This is a genomic window from Streptomyces sp. 11x1 (assembly GCF_032598905.1).
In the GTDB taxonomy this organism is placed as follows: domain Bacteria; phylum Actinomycetota; class Actinomycetes; order Streptomycetales; family Streptomycetaceae; genus Streptomyces.
This window is the reverse complement of sequence record NZ_CP122458.1, coordinates 8,533,021-8,554,174: the sequence shown is the minus strand read 5'-3', so window position 1 is coordinate 8,554,174 and position 21,154 is coordinate 8,533,021. Positions and strand designations below refer to the sequence as shown.

At 71.9% G+C, this 21,154-nt stretch carries 19 protein-coding genes and 2 pseudogenes; 4 read left to right on the top strand and 17 right to left on the bottom strand.

What is annotated here, in order from left to right:
* Positions 1-31: 31 nt before the first annotated feature.
* Positions 32-700 (bottom strand): transglycosylase family protein, encoded by a 669-nt coding sequence (locus P8T65_RS37570; protein ID WP_316729739.1) that lies wholly within the window; start codon positions 698-700, stop codon positions 32-34.
* A gap of 535 nt (positions 701-1,235) precedes the next feature.
* Between P8T65_RS37570 and P8T65_RS37565 the strand changes: the two genes are divergently transcribed.
* Together P8T65_RS37565 and P8T65_RS37560 are read left to right on the top strand one after the other, a co-directional pair.
* Positions 1,236-2,006 (top strand): hypothetical protein, encoded by a 771-nt coding sequence (locus P8T65_RS37565; RefSeq protein WP_184895891.1) that lies wholly within the window; start codon positions 1,236-1,238, stop codon positions 2,004-2,006.
* Positions 2,007-2,232: 226 nt separating this feature from the next.
* Positions 2,233-2,601 (top strand): hypothetical protein, encoded by a 369-nt coding sequence (locus P8T65_RS37560; protein WP_316729738.1) that lies wholly within the window; start codon positions 2,233-2,235, stop codon positions 2,599-2,601.
* Between the two features lie 95 nt (positions 2,602-2,696).
* Here P8T65_RS37560 and der read toward each other — a convergent pair whose 3' ends face one another.
* The 6 genes and pseudogenes from der to aroH form a co-directional block, all read right to left on the bottom strand.
* Positions 2,697-4,157 (bottom strand): ribosome biogenesis GTPase Der, encoded by a 1,461-nt coding sequence (der, locus tag P8T65_RS37555; RefSeq protein WP_184895888.1) that lies wholly within the window; start codon positions 4,155-4,157, stop codon positions 2,697-2,699.
* A gap of 107 nt (positions 4,158-4,264) precedes the next feature.
* On the bottom strand, positions 4,265-5,014 hold the full coding sequence (locus tag P8T65_RS37550; RefSeq protein ID WP_399101826.1) for a lysophospholipid acyltransferase family protein: 750 nt from the start codon (positions 5,012-5,014) through the stop codon (positions 4,265-4,267).
* The gene (gene cmk / locus P8T65_RS37545; RefSeq protein WP_316729737.1) at positions 4,972-5,649 is read right to left on the bottom strand and encodes a (d)CMP kinase; all 678 of its coding nucleotides are present in this window, start codon (positions 5,647-5,649) and stop codon (positions 4,972-4,974) included. Before cmk ends, P8T65_RS37550 begins: the two co-directional genes overlap by 43 nt.
* Positions 5,650-5,993: 344 nt before the next feature.
* Positions 5,994-6,110: pseudogene (locus P8T65_RS37540) on the bottom strand (prephenate dehydrogenase); the annotation flags it as partial.
* Positions 6,111-6,212: 102 nt separating this feature from the next.
* Entirely contained in the window at positions 6,213-7,298 is a 1,086-nt protein-coding gene (locus P8T65_RS37535; protein ID WP_316729735.1) for a prephenate dehydrogenase, read from the bottom strand.
* Positions 7,295-7,657: a chorismate mutase gene (gene aroH, locus P8T65_RS37530; RefSeq protein ID WP_316729734.1), complete on the bottom strand. Its 363-nt coding sequence runs from the start codon at positions 7,655-7,657 to the stop codon at positions 7,295-7,297. Before aroH ends, P8T65_RS37535 begins: the two co-directional genes overlap by 4 nt.
* Before the next feature lie 234 nt (positions 7,658-7,891).
* Between aroH and P8T65_RS37525 the strand changes: the two genes are divergently transcribed.
* Together P8T65_RS37525 and P8T65_RS37520 are read left to right on the top strand one after the other, a co-directional pair.
* Positions 7,892-8,320: a Rieske (2Fe-2S) protein gene (locus tag P8T65_RS37525; protein ID WP_316729733.1), complete on the top strand. Its 429-nt coding sequence runs from the start codon at positions 7,892-7,894 to the stop codon at positions 8,318-8,320.
* A 22-nt stretch (positions 8,321-8,342) separates the two neighbouring features.
* Positions 8,343-9,083 (top strand): DNA polymerase beta superfamily protein, encoded by a 741-nt coding sequence (locus P8T65_RS37520; protein ID WP_316729732.1) that lies wholly within the window; start codon positions 8,343-8,345, stop codon positions 9,081-9,083.
* Positions 9,084-9,164: 81 nt separating this feature from the next.
* Here the strand turns inward: P8T65_RS37520 and P8T65_RS37515 are convergent, their stop codons facing one another.
* From P8T65_RS37515 to P8T65_RS37470, 10 genes and pseudogenes are all read right to left on the bottom strand, one after another.
* Positions 9,165-9,938 (bottom strand): DNA polymerase beta superfamily protein, encoded by a 774-nt coding sequence (locus P8T65_RS37515; RefSeq protein ID WP_316729731.1) that lies wholly within the window; start codon positions 9,936-9,938, stop codon positions 9,165-9,167.
* 3 nt (positions 9,939-9,941) lie between these two features.
* Entirely contained in the window at positions 9,942-10,964 is a 1,023-nt protein-coding gene (locus P8T65_RS37510; RefSeq protein WP_184895882.1) for an ADP-ribosylglycohydrolase family protein, read from the bottom strand.
* Positions 10,964-11,689, bottom strand: a complete 726-nt coding sequence (locus tag P8T65_RS37505; protein WP_316729730.1) for an NUDIX domain-containing protein — start codon at positions 11,687-11,689, stop codon at positions 10,964-10,966. Before P8T65_RS37505 ends, P8T65_RS37510 begins: the two co-directional genes overlap by 1 nt.
* A gap of 240 nt (positions 11,690-11,929) precedes the next feature.
* Entirely contained in the window at positions 11,930-13,078 is a 1,149-nt protein-coding gene (locus P8T65_RS37500; protein ID WP_184895880.1) for a pseudouridine synthase, read from the bottom strand.
* Positions 13,078-13,743, bottom strand: a complete 666-nt coding sequence (scpB, locus tag P8T65_RS37495) for an SMC-Scp complex subunit ScpB (protein WP_316729729.1) — start codon at positions 13,741-13,743, stop codon at positions 13,078-13,080. Before scpB ends, P8T65_RS37500 begins: the two co-directional genes overlap by 1 nt.
* Positions 13,740-14,546 (bottom strand): annotated as a pseudogene (locus tag P8T65_RS37490) (segregation and condensation protein A); the annotation flags it as partial. The pseudogene P8T65_RS37490 and the gene scpB, both read right to left, overlap by 4 nt.
* Before the next feature lie 1,095 nt (positions 14,547-15,641).
* Positions 15,642-16,214 carry a hypothetical protein gene (locus P8T65_RS37485; RefSeq protein WP_184895874.1) on the bottom strand — a complete coding sequence of 191 codons (573 nt, stop codon included), beginning with the start codon at positions 16,212-16,214 and terminating at the stop codon, positions 15,642-15,644.
* Positions 16,199-17,335: a ParA family protein gene (locus P8T65_RS37480; RefSeq protein WP_316729728.1), complete on the bottom strand. Its 1,137-nt coding sequence runs from the start codon at positions 17,333-17,335 to the stop codon at positions 16,199-16,201. The genes P8T65_RS37485 and P8T65_RS37480 overlap by 16 nt, the downstream gene beginning before the upstream one ends.
* A 402-nt stretch (positions 17,336-17,737) precedes the next feature.
* Complete coding sequence (gene ald / locus P8T65_RS37475; RefSeq protein WP_316729727.1) at positions 17,738-18,862, bottom strand: alanine dehydrogenase; 1,125 nt, start codon at positions 18,860-18,862, stop codon at positions 17,738-17,740.
* A gap of 166 nt (positions 18,863-19,028) precedes the next feature.
* Positions 19,029-21,128 (bottom strand): tetratricopeptide repeat protein, encoded by a 2,100-nt coding sequence (locus tag P8T65_RS37470; protein WP_316729726.1) that lies wholly within the window; start codon positions 21,126-21,128, stop codon positions 19,029-19,031.
* Positions 21,129-21,154: the final 26 nt, after the last annotated feature.

Below are 21,154 nucleotides of genomic sequence, written 5' to 3'. Positions count from 1 at the left end.
CAGGGCAGGCTCGGCCGACAGGGCTCAGCGGTCACAGATCGAGGCGCTGCCCGGGGACGATGAGGTTGGGGTTGCCACCGATCACGTCCCTGTTGGCGGCGTAGACCTGCCGCCAGGTGGTCCCGTGCCGGGCGGCGATGCCGCTCAGGGAGTCGCCCTGCCGGACGGTGTAGTCACCGTGCGACGCGCTGCGGTCCGGGTGACCGACGGAGCGCGACGGCGTCGTCGCGGGAGCCGACTCGACGGACTTCCCGGCCCCGGAGGAGGCGGCCTTGCCGGACGACCCGGTGGAGGCCGACCCGGTGGAGGGGGCGGCGGGCGCGCTGCCGGAGGCCCCGGCGCGGCCGGAACAGGTGGGCCACGCTCCCCAGCCCTGGGCGCGCTGGACCTTGGTCGCGATCGCGATCTGCTGGGCCTTGGAGGCCTTGTCGGCGGTGGCCGCGTAGGCGGTGCCGCCGTAGGCACGCCACGTGGAGGCGGCGAACTGCAGACCGCCGTAGTAGCCGTTGCCGGTGTTGATGTGCCAGTTGCCGCCGCTCTCGCACTTGGCGATGCGGTCCCACACGCCGCTGTCGGCCGCCGAGGCGCTGCCGGTGACGGCCAGAAGCCCGAGCGGGGCGAGCAGTGCCGCCCCGGCGAGAACCGCCGTCGTACGGGTCTTGCGGGCGCTGCCGCGCGTGGTATCAGCACATTCGGACATGAAGATCCCTCTCCACGGACCCGGGGTCCCCCCGAGCGGGGCGCTTCCCGCGCATGGACGCGGGTGTCGCGCTCCGCCCCGTCCGCCGGAGGTGGTGCTGCGCGCTGTCTGGCTCTGCGCGGCCGGCGGACGTACCCGAGCGGTGCTCGCTGCACACGGCCGGGAATGTAGGGAGGTTGACGGGTTGTCAGCAAGGGATGGCCTGTCGTGCGAGGCCAGTTCACCGTTACCCGAAGTAGCCACCATTTCCGGTCACCCATTTCATTCCCTGATTTCCCGATATGTCGGCCAGTGACCTCGACGAGCTGTGACCCACTTCACCGGATCAACTTCGCCGGACCCTCGGGAAGTTGGCGCGGAGTAACCGATTCCGCCCAGGGATTCACCCTGCGCTCCGGTTGGTTCGATTCCGTTCGCCCTCGGGCGTGACCCCCGCCACAGATCGCCCGTTGTCTTCTGCATGAGCCGGAACCTCCGTGCTCATGGGCCGGGCGCCACCCGGCACCGACACCGCACCGCATCCCGAGGAGCCACCGTGCCGCGCATGCTCGACGTCAGCGACGAGGTACGCGCCGAGATCGGCGACGTAGAAGCCGACCGGCTGCTCGCCGGAGAGAACGCCCCCGGCGGCTACGACTGCACGTCGTGCCGCACCCCCGGCGACTCCGAGCAGGAGCGCACCAGCACCGTCCTCTTCGTCGGCGACGAGACAGCCGTGCTCGCCTTCGCCCACGCCACCTGTCTGCCCTCCCAGGTCGTCCAGGTCACCGAGGAGCAGCTGCAGGGCGCCGCCCGTTCCATCGCCGGGGACAACCCGGTCCAGGCCGCGCCCGAGCAGGCCGTGCTCGGTGTCACCAGCGGACTGATCCTGCTCAGCGGCGAGTTGCACCCGGCGCTCGTCGTCGAGCCGACCGCCCCCATCGCACGCCCGGGCACGACCGGCGCGGGCGACGACTTCCTGCCGCTGCTCATCGAGCAGGGCTTCATGCCGCTCCCCCAGATCGACTCCGTGCCCCCCGTGCTGCACGGCTGGTCCGTGCTGCTCGCCATGGGACAGCTGCACGCCATCCTGCAGCCGGGTACCGCCGGTGGTTCGCCGGTCGCGTGGTGGCAGGCCCATCAGGCGCTGCAGGTCGCCGACGCCTGGCGGGCGGCCGCGAACAAGCACCAGCAGGTGCTGATGTTCGCGGCACCGGTGGGTTCCATCGGGCGGCAGCCGCGGGAGGACCTGCTGCGGGACGCGCTCGACAAGGCCGCGGCGAACGGGAAGTTGGTGGCGGCGACGCTGCCGCTGGCCGGTACGTGATCGCTCCGCTCGGCGAGCCGTGAGACAACCCGCCGTAGCAATGCGGCTGATCAGTCGGCTGCGAGTCGGGGGGCCTGTCGCGCAGTTCCCCGCGCCCCTTCAGGGCGCTTCCCTGACCGGAGGCTGAATGGTTGAGGGGGCGCATCTCTTCTCCCGTGGGGTCGTTGGCACAGACGTGCACGCATACGACGTACCTCGCCGCCAGTCCTATCAGTCGATCCCGTCCATGCGGCCGACTCAGGATTCGTCGGGCGGGCCATCGGCCACGCCCATCTACGACTCGCTCTACGCGGAGTGGGTCAGGACCTACCGGACCCTGCCGGGCGACCGGCACGGGGAGGAGGAGCTGGGGTTCACGGGTTTCGGGAGCCTGACGCACGGCTCCGGCGGCCAGTGCGCCACCGGGTCGTACGTCTCCGGCTCGTACGGGGCCCGGCACGCCGCAGGCCATCTCGCCACCCAGCGCGAGCCCCAGCCCGGTCACACGACCACGACGACCGCCGTGTGGCAGCCCGTGGGGCGGATCCCCACCGGACACACCGGGATGCACCACATCCCGTCGCCGCTGCCCCCGGGCCCACGCCGAGGTCTTTGAAGCGGAGCGCAGCACACGAGGAGGCGGCCACCCGGACATCAGGGTGGCCGCCTCCTCGTGCCGTGGGACCGCTGCCCACTTCTTCGTGCCGCTGCCTACTTCTTCTTGCCGCGCTTCTCACGCACCCGCACCGAGATGTGGATCGGGGTGCCCTCGAAGCCGAACTCCTCGCGCAGACGCCGCTCGATGAAGCGGCGGTAGCCCGCCTCGATGAACCCGGAGGCGAAGAGGACGAAGCGCGGGGGCTTGGTGCCGGCCTGGGTGCCGAAGAGGATGCGGGGCTGCTTGCCGCCCCGGATCGGGTGCGGGTGGGCGGCGACCAGCTCGCCGAGGAAGGCGTTCAGCCGGCCCGTCGGGACACGGGTCTCCCAGCCGGCGAGGGCCGTCTCGATCGCGGGGACCAGCTTCTCCATGTGCCGGCCGGTCCGCGCCGAGACGTTGACCCGGGGCGCCCAGGCGACCTGACCGAACTCGGTCTCGATCTCCCGCTCCAAGTAGTAGCGGCGCTCCTCGTCGAGGGTGTCCCATTTGTTGTAGGCGATGACCATCGCGCGGCCGGCCTCGACGGCCATCGTGACGATGCGCTGGTCCTGCACGGAGATGGACTCGGAGGCGTCGATGAGGATGACCGCCACCTCCGCCTTCTCCACGGCGGCCGCGGTGCGCAGCGAGGCGTAGTAGTCGGCGCCCTGCTGGAGGTGGACGCGCTTGCGGATGCCGGCGGTGTCGACGAACTTCCAGGTGACGCCGCCGAGTTCGATCAGCTCGTCGACCGGGTCACGGGTGGTGCCCGCGAGCTCGTTGACGACGACGCGCTCCTCGTTCGCCACCTTGTTGAGGAGCGAGGACTTGCCGACGTTCGGACGGCCGATCAGGGCGATACGGCGAGGACCGCCGACGGCCGTGCCGAAGCTCTGCGCGGGTGCCTCCGGCAGGGCCTCCAGGACGGCGTCCAGCATGTCGCCGGTGCCACGGCCGTGCAGCGAGGAGACCGGGTGCGGCTCGCCGATGCCGAGGGACCACAGAGCGGTCGCATCGGCCTCGCCGCTCGGGCCGTCGACCTTGTTGGCACAGAGGACCACGGGCTTCTTGGCCTTGCGGAGCAGCCGGACGACGGCCTCGTCGGTGTCGGTGACACCGACCTTGGCGTCGACGACGAAGACGACCGCGTCGGCGGCCTCGATGGCGTACTCGGCCTGGGCGGCGACGGAGGCGTCGATGCCGAGGACGTCCTGCTCCCAACCGCCGGTGTCGACGACCTTGAAGCGGCGGCCCGCCCACTCGGCCTCGTAGGTGACACGGTCGCGGGTGACGCCGGGCTTGTCCTCGACGACCGCCTCACGGCGGCCGATGATGCGGTTCACCAGGGTCGACTTGCCCACGTTCGGGCGGCCGACGACGGCGAGGACGGGCAGCGGGCCGTGGCCCGCCTCCTCGATCGCGCCCTCGACGTCCTCGACGTCGAAGCCCTCTTCCGCGGCGAGCTCCATGAACTCCGCGTACTCGGCGTCGCCAAGCTCTCCGTGCTCGTGCTCGGAGGGAAAGTGGTCGTTCATGAAGTCCGTACCTCGTAGTTCATCGTGGTGATCGGTGGAGCACCCGGCCTTGGACCGGCTGATCCACTACTCAGTGTCGCCCAGCGCCCGATCGGACGCCCGGCGTTTTACCGGCGGCCGGTGAGCCGCCGGGCGTTGTCCAGGTGCGCGCCCAGCTGCTTCTGGATGCGCACGGTCGCCTCGTCCAGTGCCTTGCGGGTCCGCCGCCCGGTGCCGTCGCCCGCCTCGAACGGGTCGCCGAAGACGACGTCGACGCGCGAGCGCAGCGGGGGCAGCCCCTTGACCAACCGTCCGCGCCGCTCGGTGCTTCCCAGGACGGCTACCGGGACGATCGGCGCTCCGCTGCGCACGGCGAAGTAGGAGAGCCCGGCGCGCAGCGAGGCGAAGTCGCCCTCGCCCCGGGTGCCCTCCGGAAAGATGCCCAGCACACCGCCGCCCGCCAGGACGGCGAGCGCCTGGGTGATGGCGGTGCGGTCGGCGGTCGACCGGTCCACCTTGACCTGCCCGATGCCGAGCAGGAAGGGGTCGAGGGGACCGATGAACGCCTCCTTCTTGATCAGGAAGTGCGTCGGGCGGGGCGCCACACCCATGACCATCGGGCCGTCGATGTTGTGGGAGTGGTTGACCGCGAGGATGACCGGGCCGGCCGTGGGGACCCGCCAGGCGCCCAGCACCCGCGGCTTCCACAAGCCGTACATCAGGCCGACGCCGATGCGCCGGCCGACCTCGGCACCGCGCAAGGAGGGCGCCGCGGCCGCGGGGTTCCCGGCGGAGGCAGCCCCGGCCGAGGCCCCCCGGTCCGTCGACGCCCCGCTCACTTCCCGGCCCGCTTCTCCTCGACGAGGGTCACCACGCACTCGATGACCTGCTGGAGGGTGAGGTCGGAGGTGTCCACCTCGACCGCGTCGTCGGCCTTGGCGAGCGGGGAGGTCTTGCGGCTGGAGTCGGCCGCGTCCCGCTTGAGGAGCGCCTCGCGGGTCGCCTGCACGTCGGAGCCCTTCAGCTCGCCGCTGCGGCGGGCCGCGCGGGCCTCCGGGGAAGCTGTGAGGAAGATCTTCAGGTCGGCGTCCGGCAGGACGGTCGTGCCGATGTCCCGGCCCTCGACGACGATGCCTTTCTCGGCGCCCGACGCGATGGAGCGCTGCAGCTCGGTGATCCGGGCCCGTACCTCGGGGACGGCGCTCACCGCGCTGACCTTGGAGGTGACCTCCTGGGTGCGGATCGGCCCGGCGACGTCCGTGCCGTCGACGGTGATGGTCGGCCCGGACGGGTCGGTCCCCGAGATGATCTCCGGCTTGCCCGCCACGGCGGCGATCGCCGAGGGGTCGTCTATGTCGATGCCGTTGTTGACCATCCACCACGTGATCGCCCGGTACTGGGCGCCCGTGTCCAGGTAGCTCAGCCCGAGCTGCGCGGCCACGGCCTTCGAGGTGCTCGACTTGCCCGTGCCGGAGGGGCCGTCGATGGCAACGATCACTGTGGCGCGTTCCACTGGGGAGCACCTTTCCTGGTCCGAGATGGTGGGGCGGGACGGAAAGCGCCCCGGACAAGGGTACTGGTTGCCCGTACCCCATCCGGCCGCCGCTTCGACGGCGCTCCCACCGCCCCTGCGGCCACCGTCACGCAACACCCTCTTCCACCGTCCCACCGCACTCCCGGCCCCCCCGCCGACCCTTCAGCCGTCCGGCGTTCGAGGACGAGCCCGTCCAGGCCGAAAGGGGGCACGGGGGCACAGCCCTCGACGGGGATCCGGGGCGCACCCCGGGGATGGGACGGGGTAGGGGCGGCGGGGGCGAGAAGACCCCTGGGCCACGCCACACAGCACGCCCGCTCCTACTACCGAAGCGCCCAACCCCGCTCCCGCAAGGCCCCCGTCAGCACCACCGCCGCCTTCGGCTCCACCAGCAGCTGCACCAGACCCGCCTGCTGCCCGGTCGCGTGCTCGATGCGCACGACCCCTCCCCGACGCCGCCCTCACACCACTCGGCGCCAAGACGCCTCCCGGGCATCGGGACGGCTGCGGCGGCCTCCGACCACCGACCCCACGCACCCCCGCTACTGCCGGATCGCCCAACCCCGCTCCCGCAAGGCCCCCGTCAGCACCACCGCCGCCTTCGGCTCCACCAGCAGCTGCACCAGACCCGCCTGCTGCCCGGTCGCGTGCTCGATGCGGACGTCCTCGATGTTGACGCCGGCGGCGCCCGCGTCGGCGAAGATGCGGGCCAGCTGGCCCGGCTGGTCGTCGATCAGGACCGCCACCACCTCGTAGCGCCGCGGAGCGGACCCGTGCTTGCCGGGGACGCGGATCTGGCCGGCGTTGCCGCGGCGCAGGACGTCCTCGATGCCGGTGACGCCCTCGCGGCGCTTGGCCTCGTCGGATGCCTGGAGGGCGCGCAGTGCCTGGACGGTCTCGTCGAGGTCGGCGGAGACATCGGCGAGGAGGTCGGCCACCGGGCCGGGGTTGGCGGAGAGGATGTCGATCCACATGCCGGGGTCGGAGGCGGCGATCCGGGTCACGTCCCGGATGCCCTGCCCACACAGCCGTACGGCCGACTCCTCGGCGTGCTCCAGCCGCGCGGCGACCAGGCTCGACACCAGGTGCGGCATGTGCGAGACCAGGGCCACGGCTCGGTCATGGGCGTCCGCGTCCATGACGACCGGGACGGCCCGACAGTGCGAGACCAGCTCCAGGGCGAGGTTCAGGACCTCGGTGTCGGTGTCCCGGGTCGGGGTGAGCACCCAGGGCCGGCCCTCGAAGAGGTCGCCGGTTGCGGCCAGCGGCCCCGACTTCTCGCGGCCCGACATGGGGTGGGTGCCGATGTAGCAGGAGAGGTCGAGGCCCAGCGCCTCCAACTCCCGGCGGGGGCCGCCCTTCACGGAGGCCACGTCGAGGTAGCCGCGCGCGAGCCCTCGGCGCATGGCGTCGGCGAGGGTCACGGCCACGTGCGCGGGCGGGGCGGCGACGATCGCGAGATCGACCGGACCGCTTGGCGCCTCGTCGCTGCCGGCGCCGAGCGCGGCGGCCGTACGGGCCTGCTCCGGGTCGTGGTCGGCGAGGTGGACGACCACCCCGCGCTGGGCGAGGGCGAGGGCGGCGGAGGTGCCGATCAGCCCGGTGCCGATGACGAGTGCGGTTCTCACTGGGCGATGTCCTTGCGGAGCGCGGCCGCGGCGCCCAGGTAGACGTGCGCGATCTCGGAGCGCGGCCGGTCGGACTCGATGTGCGCGAGGATCCGTACGACCCGGGGCATGGCGCCCTCGATGTCCAGTTCCTGCGCGCAGATCAGGGGGACCTCGACGATGCCGAGCTTGCGCGCCGCGGCGGCCGGGAAGTCGCTGTGCAGGTCGGGGGTGGCCGTGAACCAGATGCTGATCAGGTCGTCCGGACCGAGCCCGTTGCGCTCCAGGACCGCGGTGAGCAGTTCGCCCACCTGCTCGTCCATGTGCCCCGCCTCGTCCCGTTCGAGCTGGACGGCGCCCCGGACCGCTCGTACCGCCACGACTCTGCTCCTCGCTGATGTACATGCCGACTCGTTGGCCGGCTCGTTGTACGACCAGCCTAGTCAGGCCGCCCCCGGCCGGTGCGCGGCGCCCGCCTGCCGAGACGCCCGCGGGGGGGGAAGGCCGGCGGCGGAACGACTGTCCCGAATGCCGTGGGCCACCAGACATGCGAGTCGCACGTTTTGTGGCACTCTCTCCTGGGTTGGGTTCTTCCGCACGTTCGGAGCGACGACATGGCGATGGGTTCGACGCGGCGCACGGTGCTCACGACCGGCGCGGCAGGCACGGCGGCGCTCCTGGTGGGGTGCGGCGGCGACAGCGACGGCGGTTCCCAGGAGGAGACCTCACCCGGGGACGCGGGCACGGGCGGTGGCGATGAGGAGCTGGCCACCACGGCCGACATCCCGGTGGGCGGCGGCAGGATCTTCAAGGATCGGAAGATCGTCGTGACGCAGCCGCAGGAGGGCGAGTTCAAGGCCTTCTCGGCGGTCTGCACGCACCAGGGCTGCATCGTCAGCAGCGTCTCGGACGGGACGATCGACTGCGCCTGCCACGGCAGCAAGTTCAAGATCACGGACGGCGCGGTGGTGCGGGGCCCGGCCACCCAGCCCCTGCCCGCCGAGGAGATCGAGGTCTCGGGAAATTCGATTCAGTCGGTCTGAGCCACCACGTACGCTCCCGGGCATGCAGCCCCCGCACCCGCACAGCCTGGTCCGTGATCACACGATCTACGCCTGTGTGATGGGGTCGCGGGCCTTCGGTCTCGCGACGGACGACAGCGACACCGACCGGCGGGGCGTCTTCCTGGCCCCGACCGAGCTGTTCTGGCGCTTCGAGAAGCCGCCGACCCATGTGGAGGGTCCCGCGGAGGAGCAGTTCGGCTGGGAGCTGGAGCGCTTCTGCAGTCTGGCCCTGCGCGCCAACCCGAACATCCTGGAGTGCCTGCACTCCCCCCTGGTGGAGCACGTCGACGCCACCGGCCGGGAACTGCTCGCGCTGCGCGGGGCGTTCCTGTCCCGGCAGACCCATGAGACCTTCGCCCGCTACGCCCTCGGCCAGCGCAAGAAGCTCGACGCCGACATCCGTACGCACGGCGCCCCGCGCTGGAAGCACGCCATGCATCTCCTCCGCCTCCTGATGAGCTGCCGCGATCTGCTGCGCACGGGCACGCTCACCGTCGACGTGGGCGATCAGCGCGAGCCTCTGCTGGCGGTGAAGCACGGCGAGGTGGCGTGGCCCCAGGTCGAGTCCTGGATGGCCCGGCTGGCGACGGAGGCCGAGGAGGCGGTGCACCGCAGCCCGCTGCCGGCGGAGCCGGACCGGGCCCGGGTCGAGGACTTCGTCGTACGCACCCGGCACGCGTCGGCCCTGCGCGCCCGCCCGACCTCGGCGCCGGTCAAAACCTGGGGAACGGCCCGGGCGTAGCGACCGGCCCGGGCCCTGGAATCACCCCAGACCCCCGGAACGGGCTCGGCCCGCGGAACCGGCCCGGACCCCGCAGCCGGCTCAGCCCTTCACACCGTCCACGCGGACCCGGACGACGAAATCGTGCAGGGCGTCGTACGCGGACGGGCTCTCCGGGAGCGCCGAAAGCGCCTGCTCCTGTTCCAGCACCTCTTGGAGCCGCTCGACGTCCTCCGCCACGCGCTCCCGGTCGACGTCGGCCTTGCCGTGCTCCAGGTCCGCCTTCGCCGCGACGAGGTCCGGCAGATAGCGGGGCGCCTCGTCCACCTGCGGCACCAGGGTGGGCAGATGGGCCTGCACCTCGCCGCTGCGCATGAGGTGGATGCCGGTGAGCAGCACACGGAACGTGTAGAGCAGCGGCTTGAGTTCGCCGGTCTTCTCGAAGAGCCGCCACTGAGTGATGGCGAACCCCCGGTAGTGGTGGGCGTGGTGCCGGGTGAGGACCCCGGGGGCGAGCGCGATCAGTTCGCGGTGCGCCTCGCCGGTGTGCACGACGAGCGGGGAGAGCAGCTGCTCCAGCACATAGCCGTTGCGGCGCAGCATCAGCCGGGCGAACTTGCGCAGGTCGTGCGTGACGAGGTCCATCTCGACGCCGTCCCGGTCCCACATCCGCGACCGGGTCTCCTCCGGCTCCCGCAGCCCGACCAGTTCGGCCGTGGGCAGCAGGTGCACACCGCGCAGGTCCACGTCCGAGTCACGCGACGGGAAGCCGTACAGGTGGGCGCCGGAGACGGTCGCGAACAGCACCTGGTCGGGCTGTTCGGCGACCACGGGGGCCAGGTCGATGTCGAGGGCGTCGGTGAGCGCGTCGGTCATCCCTCAAGCGTCCCAGAGGGCTCCCAGCGAGACGAGGTCGCCCTGGTACTCGATCCGGTCGGCCCACTCGGCGGGCCAGACGTCCGGGCCGTGGTAGGCGCCCGCGAAGGCACCGGCGAGGCAGGCGATGGAGTCGGAGTCGCCCGAGGTGCAGGCGGCGCGGCGCAGCGCGGTGACGGGCTCGTCGACGAAGAGCAGGAAGCACAGCAGCCCGGTCGCGAGGGCCTCCTCGGCGATCCAGCCCTCGCCCGTGGCCAGGCAGGGGTCGGTCTCGGGCGACGGCAGCCGCAGGGCCGCCTGCACCCGGTCCAGGGCCTCCAGGCAGTCGTCCCAGCCCCGCGCGATGTAGTGCTCGGGCGAGGGGTCCTGGCTGTAGGTCCACAGGTCGCCGAGCCAGCGTGCGTGGTAGCGGGAGCGGTTCTCGTACGCGTACGAGCGCAGCCGGCCGATCAGCCCCATCGGTTCGGCGCCCTGGGAGAGCAGCCGTATCGCGTGGGCGGTGAGGTCGGAGGCGGCGAGCGCGGTGGGGTGGCCGTGGGTGAGGGCGGCCTGCAACTGGGCGGCGCCCGCGCGCTGTTCGTCGCTGAGCGGGCCGATCAGGCCGAGCGGGGCGACCCGCATGTTGGCGCCGCAGCCCTTGGAGTGGATCTGGCTGGCGAACTGCCAGGGGTGGCGCTCGACGGCGAGGAGGTCGCAGGCGACCAGGCAGGTGTTGCCGGGGGCGCGGTTGTTCTCCGGGGAGCGGGACCAGTCCACGAACTCCTTGCGGACGGCGCGCACCAGGGCGTCGGGGCCGAGCGATCCCCGGTCCATGGCGGCCCGCAGCCCGTGCCCCAGGGCCAGCGTCATCTGGGTGTCGTCGGTGACGATAGCCGGCTTCGGCAGCCCCATCTTCCGCCAGGGGCCGCACTTGGCGAGGATCGACGGGACGTCGTTGAACTCCGTCGGGAAGCCGAGGGCGTCTCCGAGGGCGAGTCCGATCAGGGAGCCGGTGGCGGAGCGCTTCGTGCGGAGCGTCATGGTCATCAGGACCGTCCTTCCGTGGTGGGTCGCAGCAGCGGCGGGTGCAGGGCGGTGGCCCCACCCGCGCGGTACAGCGCGGCGGGCTTGCCGCGACCGCCGGTCAGGCGGGCGGCGCCGGGCACCTGTTCGACGAAGCCCGGCGTGGCCAGCACCTTGCGCCGGAAGTTGGGCCGGTCGAGCGGTGTGCCCCACACGGTCTCGTAGACCTGCCGCAGCTCGCCGAGGGTGAACTCGGGCGGGCAGAAGGAGGTGGCGAGACAGGTGTATTCGAGCTTGGCGCCGACGCGTTCGTGGGCGTCGGCGAGGATGCGGTCGTGGTCGAAGGCGAGCGGCCCGACGGCGTTGAAGCGCAGCCACTGGGCCTGTACGGCGTCGCCTCCGCCGTGCGGGACGGGCGGGTCCGGGAGCAGCGCGGCGAACGCGACGGTGACGACCCGCATCCTGGGATCCCTGCCGGGCTCGCTGTACGTCCGCAACTGCTCCAGGTGGAGCCCGGAGTCGTCCTTGAGGCCGGTCTCCTCGGCGAGTTCCCGCCAGGCGGCCTCCTCCGCGGACTCGTCCGGCAGCACGAACCCGCCGGGCAGCGCCCAGCGGCCCGCGTACGGCTCCTGGCCGCGCTCGACGAGCAGCACCTGGAGGGTGCCCGCGCGGACGGTGAAGACGGCCAGGTCGACGGTGACGGCGAAGGGTTCGAAGGCGTATTTGTCGTAGCCCTCGGGTGAGGTCATGCCCGTCGCCTCCTTAATGGTCACCGTGACTAATAGTCATGACGACTATAAAGCCGCGCGCGCCGGGCGCACAACCCCTTTACGAGGAAAGGAACGCCAAGAACGGGGTCAAGGGCGGCGCCGGGAACGGCAAAGAGCCGGCCCCGACAGCAAACCCGGGGCCGGCTCGTGCTCGAACGCGCCGCGCGCACGCGGCTGAGCCCGAAGGCTCCATGACCTACAGCCCGAAGGCTCCACGACCTACAGGTCGACCTCCTGCATCAGCATCCCGACCTCGGTGTTCGACAGCCGGCGCAGCCAGCCGGACTTCTGGTCGCCGAGGGAGATCGGCCCGAAGGCGGTGCGGACGAGCTTGTCGACGGGGAAGCCGGCCTCGGCCAGCATCCGGCGCACGATGTGCTTGCGTCCCTCGTGGAGGGTGACCTCCACGAGGTAGTTCTTGCCGGTCTGCTGCACCACGCGGAAGTGGTCCGCACGCGCGTACCCGTCCTCCAGCTGGATACCGTCCTTGAGCTGCTTGCCCAGGTCGCGCGGGATCGGGCCCACGATGTGCGCGACGTACGTCTTCTTGACGCCGTACTTGGGGTGGGTCAGCCGGTGCGCCAGCTCGCCGTGGTTGGTGAGCAGGATGACGCCCTCGGTCTCGGTGTCGAGCCGACCGACGTGGAACAGCCGCGTCTCACGGTTGGTCACGTAGTCGCCGAGGCACTGCCGGCCCTCGGGGTCCTCCATGGTGGAGACGACTCCGGCGGGCTTGTTCAGCGCGAAGAACTGGTACGACTGCGTGGCCACGGTCAGACCGTCGACCTTGACCTCGTCCTTCTCCGGGTCGACGCGCTTGCCCTGCTCCAGGACGATCTCGCCGTTGACCTCGACCCGCGCCTGCTCGATCAGCTCCTCGCAGGCCCGCCGCGAGCCGTAGCCCGCGCGCGCGAGGACCTTCTGCAGCCGCTCGCCCTCCTGCTCGGCGCCCGGGAAGGTCTTGGGCAGCTTGACGTCCTTCTTGCCCGCGTAGCGCTCCCGGTTGCGCTCCTCGGCGCGCGCGTCGTACTCGCGCGAGGTCGCCGGGGCCCACCGCCCGCGCTGCTGCTGGGACTGCTTCGGTCCGCCCTTGGCCCCGCCGCGCGCCGAGGCGCCGCGCCCGGACTTGGGACCGTCCGGGGAGCCGCCGGGGCCCACGTCGTAACGGCGCTCCTCGGGGCGGGGCTTCTTCGGCCGACCGCCCTGCCTGTCGTCGCGGTCGTTCCCCGCACCGCGGTAGTTGCCACGGCCCCCGCCGCCACCACCGCTCCCGCCGCGTGCACCACCGCTTCCGCCGCGGCCGCCGCTGTTGCCACCACGGCTCCCGCCGTTGTTTCCGCTGCTGTTCCTGCCGCTGCTGCTTCGCATCAAAGTTCCGTCTTGTCGTCTGTGTCCTCGGAATCCGGAGCATCCGGATCGAACGACGGTACGGCTTCCTGGGTCTCGGCCTCGATCGCCTCCGCCTCCGGGAGGAAGGGCGCGAGCTCCGGGAGCTCGTCCAGACCGCGCAGGCCCATCCGCTCCAGGAAGTAGTTCGTCGTCCTGTACAGGATCGCACCTGTTTCGGGTTCCGCGCCCGCCTCCTCGACCAGACCCCGCTGCAGCAGGGTGCGCATGACCCCGTCGCAGTTGACCCCTCGTACGGCCGAGACCCTGCTCCGGCTCACCGGCTGCCGGTACGCGACCACGGCCAGCGTCTCCAGCGCGGCCTGGGTCAGCCGGGCCTGCTGCCCGTCGAGCACGAACCGCTCGACGGCGGCGGCGTACTCGGGCCGGGTGTAGAACCGCCAGCCCCCGGCGATCAGCCGCAGCTCGAAGCCGCGCCCCTGGAGCGCGTACTCGTCGGCCAGCTCACGCAGCGCCTTGGAGATCTGCCGCTTCGGCCGCTCCAGGATCTTGCTCAGGTGCTCGGCCGTCGCGGGCTCGTCCACGACCATGAGGACGGCCTCCAGGGCGGGCTTGAGACCGAGGTCGGCGACGGTACGCGACCCCGCGGGCGCCCCGGTCGCCCCCTCGGGCGTCTCCTCGCTCATGCCTTGGTCTCCTCCTTCGGCGGTTCGGGCGGCCGGTCGAACTCGTCCGTGACCACGGGCTCGGCGTCCCCGTCCCCGCCCGTCCAGCGCACGATCAGGTCCCCGAGGGCGGTGTCCTGGTCCAGCGCCACGGCCTTCTCCCGGTAGAGCTCCAGCAGTGCCAGGAAGCGGGCGACGACGGTCAGGGTGTCGTCGGTGTCCTCGACGAGCACGCGGAAGGACACCTCCCCCAGCTCGCGCAGCCGAGCGACGACGATCCCGGCCTGCTCCTGCACGCTCACCAGCGGCGCGTGGATGTGATCGACGTACACCTGGGGCTTCGGCTTCGGCTGCATCGCCTTGACCGCGAGCTTGGCGAATCCTTCCGCCCCGATGCTGATGACCACCTCGGGCAGCAGCTCGGCGTGGTGCGGCTCCAGACCGACGGTCCGGGGGTAGCGCCGGGCCTCCTCGTCCAGCCGGCGGTTGAAGATGTCCGCGATCTGTTTGTACGCGCGGTACTGGAGCAGCCGCGCGAACAGCAGATCCCGGGCTTCGAGGAGCGCGAGGTCGGCCTCGTCCTCGACCTCGGCGGCGGGCAGCAGCCGCGCGGCCTTCAGGTCCAGCAGCGTCGCGGCGACGACGAGGAACTCGGTCGTCTCGTCGAGGTCCCAGTCCGGCCCCATGGCCCGGATGTGCGCCATGAACTCGTCGGTGACCTTGGACAGCGCCACCTCGGTGACGTCCATCTTGTGCTTCGAGATCAACTGAAGCAGCAGATCGAACGGCCCCTCGAAGTTCGCGAGCCGAACCTTGAACCCCCCACCGGCGCCGACTTCGGCCTCGCCTGCGGCACCGGGCCTGGGCTCGCGCTCGGGGCGCGGCTCTGGCTCTGGTCGAGGCTGGGGCTCGGGTCGAGGTTCCGGCTCGGCCTCGGCCTCGGCACGGACGCCGGTTCCGGACTCGGCCGGGGCGCCGGGCCTGGGCTCGCGCTCGGGGCGCCGCTCTGGCTCTGGTCGAGGCTGGGGCTCGGGTCGAGGTTCCGGCTCGGCCTCGGCCTCGGCACGGACGCCGGTTCCGGACTCGGCCGGGGCGCCGGGCCTGGGCTCGCGCTCGGGGCGCCGCTCTGGCTCTGGAGCCTCGGGCTGCGGCTCCGGCTCGGGTTGCGGTTCGCACTCGGGGCGGGGCTCTGGCTCTGGCTCTGGCTGAGGCTGGGGCTCGGGTCGAGGTGCCGGCTCGGCCTCGGCCTCGGCACGGACGCCGGTTCCGGACCCGGCCGGGGCGCCGGGCCTGGGCTCGCGCTCGGGGCGCCGCTCTGGCTCTGGAGCCTCGGGCTGCGGCTCCGGCTCGGGTTGCGGTTCGCACTCGGGGCGGGGCTCTGGCTCTGGCTCTGGCTCTGGCTCTGGCTCTGGCTCTGGCTCTGGTTGAGGCTGGGGCTCGGGTCGAGGTTCCGGCTCGGCCTCGGCCTCGGCACGGACGCCGGTTCCGGACTCGGCCGGGGCGCCGGACTCGGCTCCGACTCCGGGCTCGGCTCCGGCCTCAGCCGTGCCCCCGGACTCGGTCTCAGCCATGACCCCGACCACAGCTCTCGGATCGACCTCGACCGGCACTCCGGCTTCAGCCCTCGCTCCGAACGCCACATCGGCTGCGGCGGCTTCGGCTTCGGCTTCGGCTTCGGCTTCGGCTTCGGCTACAGGCTCGGCCCCGTCGGCTGCGGCTTCCGAAGCGGGGTCGGCCCCGGCCAGGGCGGCAGCCGACGGCTTCTCGTCACCACCGCCCGCGGACTCACCCTCGACCCGCGCCACCGGCTCGGCCGACGGAGCCAGCGGCCCCCTCCCCAGCGCACGGCGACGGCCCCCGGAACCACCGGAAGCCGAGCCAGAGGAGTCGTACGAGGTCATAGCCCTGGCAGGCTACCCCTACCGCCCCCGCAGCCGACGTACGAGGATGCTCGCGTCTCCACGGGACTCCAGATCCGCCAGCACCACGGCGACGGCCTCCCGCACGATCCGCCCCCGGTCGACCGCCAGCCCATGCTCCCCACGCAGCACCAGCCGCGCGTGTTCGAGATCCATGAGCTCCTCGGCGGAGACATACACGGTGATCTTCTCGTCGTGCCGCTCCCGGCCGCTGGGCCGGCGCCCGGAGGCCCGCCCCCGCTTGCGGGGCGCCGCGGCAGAACCTTCCTGCGGCTTCGGCTGCCGCCCGGCGGCAGCCCGCTCGGCCCCCGCCGCGGCGCCACGGCTGCGCGGCTGTTCGCCGTCGGACTCGGCGTCGGCGGCGACATGCTCGGACCCCTCGCCGTCACCGCCCTGCACGGGCACGGACGGCGGCGCGTCCTCCGCGCCGGCGGCCCCGTCGCTCTCCCCGGCGGGAGCGGGCACACGGGCTTCTCCGTTGGCCCCCCGCCGGGGAGTGGACGGCTGCAGCGCCATTCCCCCTGTCGTACGGAAGAGTTCGTCGGCCCCCGGCAGACTCACTCGGCGTGACACCGGGCGAGCACCTCCCTGGCGAGCTGACGGTAGGCGGCGGCGCCGACGGAGTTGGAGGCGTACGTGGTGATCGGCTCACCGGCGACCGTGGTCTCCGGGAACCGGACCGTGCGCCCGATGACCGTGTGGTAGACGTGGTCGTCGAACGCCTCGACGACCCGCGCGAGAACCTCACGGCTGTGCACGGTGCGCGAGTCGTACATCGTGGCGAGGATGCCGTCGAGCTCCAGCTCGGGGTTGAGCCGCTCCTGGACCTTCTCGATGGTCTCGGTCAGCAGCGCGACACCACGGAGAGCGAAGAACTCACACTCCAGAGGCACTATCACCTTGTGCGCGGCGGTCAACGCGTTGACCGTGAGCAGGCCGAGCGAGGGCTGACAGTCGATCACGATGTAGTCGTAGTCGGCCATGAGCGGCTTCAGGGCGCGCTGGAGCGTCGACTCGCGCGCGACCTCGGAGACGAGCTGGACCTCGGCCGCGGACAGGTCGATGTTGCTCGGCAGCAGGTCCATGTTGGGGACCGCCGTCTTCAGCAGCACCTCGTCGGCCGACATGCCCCGCTCCATGAGCAGGTTGTAGACCGTGAGGTCGAGCTCCATCGGGTTCACCCCGAGGCCCACCGAGAGGGCGCCCTGCGGGTCGAAGTCGACGAGCAGGACCCGGCGGCCGTACTCCGCGAGCGCGGCACCCAGGTTGATGGTCGACGTCGTCTTGCCGACGCCGCCCTTCTGGTTGCACATCGCGATGATCTTCGCGGGACCATGGTCGGTCAGCGGGCCCGGGATCGGGAAGTAGGGCAGCGGGCGACCGGTGGGACCGATCCGCTCGCGGCGCTGACGGGCCGCGTCGGGCGCGAGCGTCGCCGCGTACTCCGGATCGGGCTCGTACTCGGCGTCGGGGTCGTAGAAGTGCCCGTCGGGCAGCTCGTCGTAGTCGGCGAAGTGGTTGTGGACCCCGCCACTTCCGTCGCCGGCCATGGCGTTCACGTGTTGGCCATCCATGCTCTGGTGTGCTGGCGGAGTTGGGCCGGCTGGCTGCTGACTCTGGTGGGCTGCGAAGGTGCGGACAGCGACGGAGCCGACAGCCGCGAACCCCGTGGGGCCCGAGACCGGCGCAGGCATTCCTGGTTGACCACCCCCGGGAGTAAATGTCGACTCATTCACAAGTCGTCTTACCTCCTTGGTGACCAGGAAACTTCTAGATAGGTCAGCGTGGCACCATGCCGACGGTTGGCGACTCTATGGCGTGTCGGCGGTCCGCAGCAACACAATCCGCCGGACCCGGCCCGATGTGTCGGCAATGAAACATGCGGCTGTCAAGGGCGTAGGGCCGTCGCACGGCAGGTTTCACCGATGCGCGAAACATCCGAACGGTTACGTTCGAGGCGAGTTGCGCGAGTGTCACAAAGTGACCATACACACATCCGGCCGGACCTTGTCGGGCAAGATCCGGCCGGGAAGGTGCTGTTGACGACCTGTGTTGACGTATCGCCTTTTACCGAAAGGTGACTTAAAAACAGCCGGTCAGCCGAGCAGTGACGCCAACTCGACGTGCTCCAGGCCGTGCGCCTCGGCCACCTCGCGGTAAACGACCCTGCCCTCATGGGTGTTGAGCCCCCGGGCCAGCGCCGGGTCGCGGCGCGAGGCCTCGGCCCAGCCGTGGTCGGCGAGTTCCACGATGTACGGCAGCGTGGCGTTGGTCAGCGCGTAGGTCGAGGTGTTGGGCACCGCGCCGGGCATGTTGGCGACGCAGTAGAAGACCGACGCATGGACCGGGAAGGTCGGCTCCGCGTGAGTGGTGGGCCGGGAGTCCTCGAAGCAGCCGCCCTGGTCGATCGCAATGTCGACAAGAACACTTCCCGGCTTCATCCGCGACACCAGCTCGTTGGTGACCAGCTTCGGGGCCTTCGCGCCCGGGATGAGGACGGCGCCGATGACGAGGTCGGCCTCCAGGCAGGCCTTCTCCAGCTCGAAGGCGTTGGAGACGACGGTCTGGATCCTCGTGCCGAAGATCTTGTCGGCTTCCTTGAGCTTGTTGATGTCCTTGTCGAGCAGGGTCACATGGAAACCCATGCCGATGGCGATCTGCGCCGCGTTCCAGCCCGAGACGCCACCGCCGATGACGACGGCCCGCCCGGCCAGCACGCCCGGCACACCGCCGGGCAGAACCCCGCGCCCGCCGTTGGCCCGCATCAGGTGGTACGCGCCGACCTGGGGGGCGAGCCGGCCCGCGACCTCGGACATGGGCGCGAGCAGCGGCAGCGCGCGGTTCGGCAGCTCGACGGTCTCGTACGCGATCGCGGTCGTGCCCGACTCGACGAGGGCGTCCGTGCACTCCTTGGAGGCGGCCAGGTGCAGGTAGGTGAAGAGCGTCTGGTCCTTGCGCAGGCGGTGGTACTCCTCGGCGATCGGTTCCTTGACCTTGAGCAGCAGGTCGGCCGCGGCCCACACCTCGTCGGCCGTGGCCAGGATCTCGGCGCCGGCGGCGACGTACTCGGCGTCCGGGATCGAGGAGCCGACTCCGGCGCCCTGCTCGATGACGACCTGGTGGCCGTGGCGCACGAGCTCGTGCACACCGGCGGGGGTGATCGCCACCCGGAACTCGTTGTTCTTGACCTCGCGGGGGATGCCGACCTTCACGTCGATCACGGTCCTTGGCTCGGAGGGGTGTGGGGGCTCGCACGCACAGGCGGAACATGCCCACGCAATGCAGGACATACCCGTACGCATCTGAGCGCACCGGGAGACACCGCAGGAGAACCGGCGGCGCAGCCAGTCTAATGAAGGTATCCCCGCTGTCTAGCCTTTCAATGCATCAATCTTTCGCGGATGTACTACGGATTTCGCAGGCGTTAGCACCTTGTTCCGGCTCGATCTCGCGGGTTTGGGGGGCCGGGACCCCGTCGTCGAGGTCGTCGAGCAGTCGCTCGGCGGCTCTCCGGTGCAGCCGGGCCGCCGCGGGGTCGCCGAGCCGCTCCAGGGTGTCGGCGATCCGCAGCTGGATCGCGGCCTGCAGCCGGACGTCGTCGGCCCGCCGCGCCCACTCCGCCGCCTCCTGGCAGGTGCGCAGCGCCTCCTCGGGCCGGCCCGCGTACTCCTGGACACGTGCCATCTCGCTCAACGCCCTTGCCTGACCGGCCACATCGCCCAGCCGACGGTGGCCGGTGAGCGCCGAGCTCCAGTTGCGCAGCGCCTCGCCGTACCGGCCCGCGAAGGTGTGCACGGCGGCGATCCGGCCGTACAGCCGGGCGGCGTCCTCGCGCTCGTCGCGGGCGAGCCGCTGGGCGAGCGCCCTGCCGTACCAGTCCGCGGCCCGGTCGTAGTCCTCCAGCTCCTGGTGGGCGGCGCCTACGGATTCCGTCGCGCGGCCGGTCGCGTACGGGTCGTTCGCCCGGCGTCCGGCGTCGAGCGCGGCCCTGTAGCGGGCCAGTGCCGCCGTCGTACGGCCGGTCCGGGCGTCCAGGTCGCCGAGGTTCAGCAGCGCGGCCGCCTGCTCCCGGGGCAGAGCACGGCGCTCGGCGACATCGAGGACCAGCCCGTGCAGGTCGTACAGGTCGGGGGCCGCGGCCTGTGCACCGAAGTGCGCCACCAGGGCCCGCACGAGCTGGGACATCAGACGCCGGGCGAGGGTGTCCAGCTCGCCGTCGGCGACCGCGAGCCGGGCCGCGGCGAGCAGCGCGGGCCGGCGCACGCGCAGCCACTCCTCGGCGGCCCGGGGCGTCGGGAACCGCAGCGCCTTGGGCATCGCGAGGAGCTTCTCGCGGGCCAGCGGGCTGTCGGTCTCGGTGATGGCACGGCAGGACTGCAGCAGCCGTACCGTCCGCTCCAGCATTCGCGCGCGGGCCAGCTGCAGCTCGCCCGGCCGCTCCTGGCTCTCGGCGAGTGTCCGCAGCAGCGGCTGCAGACAGCCGGGGACCTCGTACTGCGGCAGCGGCGAGTCCACCTCGTGCAGGAAACCCAGGGCCGCGAGGTCGTCCAGTGTGCTGCGTGCCGTGTCGACCGAGCAGCCGGCGAGACCGGAGGCGACGTGCGGATCGACCAGGCCGGCGGGGGCCAGGGCGAGGAGGGGCAGCATCCGGGCGGCGGTGGTCGGCAGCGAGGCGTACGACAGCTTGAAGATCCTGGTGAGCGGCGGGCCGTCGTCCTCGTCGGCGCGCAGCTGTTTGGCCAGGTCGGAGACGGCGGCGGAGGGCCGGGCGGCCAGCCAGCCCCCGGCGAGCCGCAGCGCGGCGGGCTGGGCCCCGCACACCTCGGCGAGCCCCTCGGCCGAGCACGGGTCCACGGTGATGCGCACCGAGCCGCTGAAGCGTTCCAGCAGCTCCACGGCGGACTTGGTGTCCAATCCGCCCAGGGTGCACGGGCGGACGTCGGAGATGCCGGTCAGCGGCCCTCCGGAGACCGCGACGACCAGGGAGTCGGGGGTGTCCGGCAGCAGCGCGTCGACCTGCTCGGCGTCGGCGGCGTCGTCGAGCAGGAGCACCACCCGGCGGTCGGCCAGCGCCTCGCGCAATGTCTCGCTGAGGTCGTCCTCGTCGGCCCCGGCCGGCGCCGGCAGCCCCAGCTCCCCGAGCAGTTCCCGCGCCGCGCGCTCGACCGGGACCCGAGTGCCGTCGGGCTCGGTGAGCCGGGTCCGCAGCACCCCGTCGGGGTAACCATCGGTAACCTGCCGTACGAGTTCCTCGGCTAGCGCGGTGCGGCCGTAGCCGGGGCGGCCGGCGACGAGCAGCACGCGCGCGTGGGGGGCCTTGCGGCCCGCGAGGGTGTTGAGCCCGGCCCGGTCGATGTCGGCCCGAAGCTCCTTCAACTCTCTTGCACGGCCCAGGAACTGACTGTCCGTGGGGGCGGCCTCGACAGCCGGGGGCCGCCCCGTTCCGGACACCCGGGCGCCCCCGAGGTCCACCGCCTGATCCGCCACGGGCCACACTCCCGTCCCACCGCACG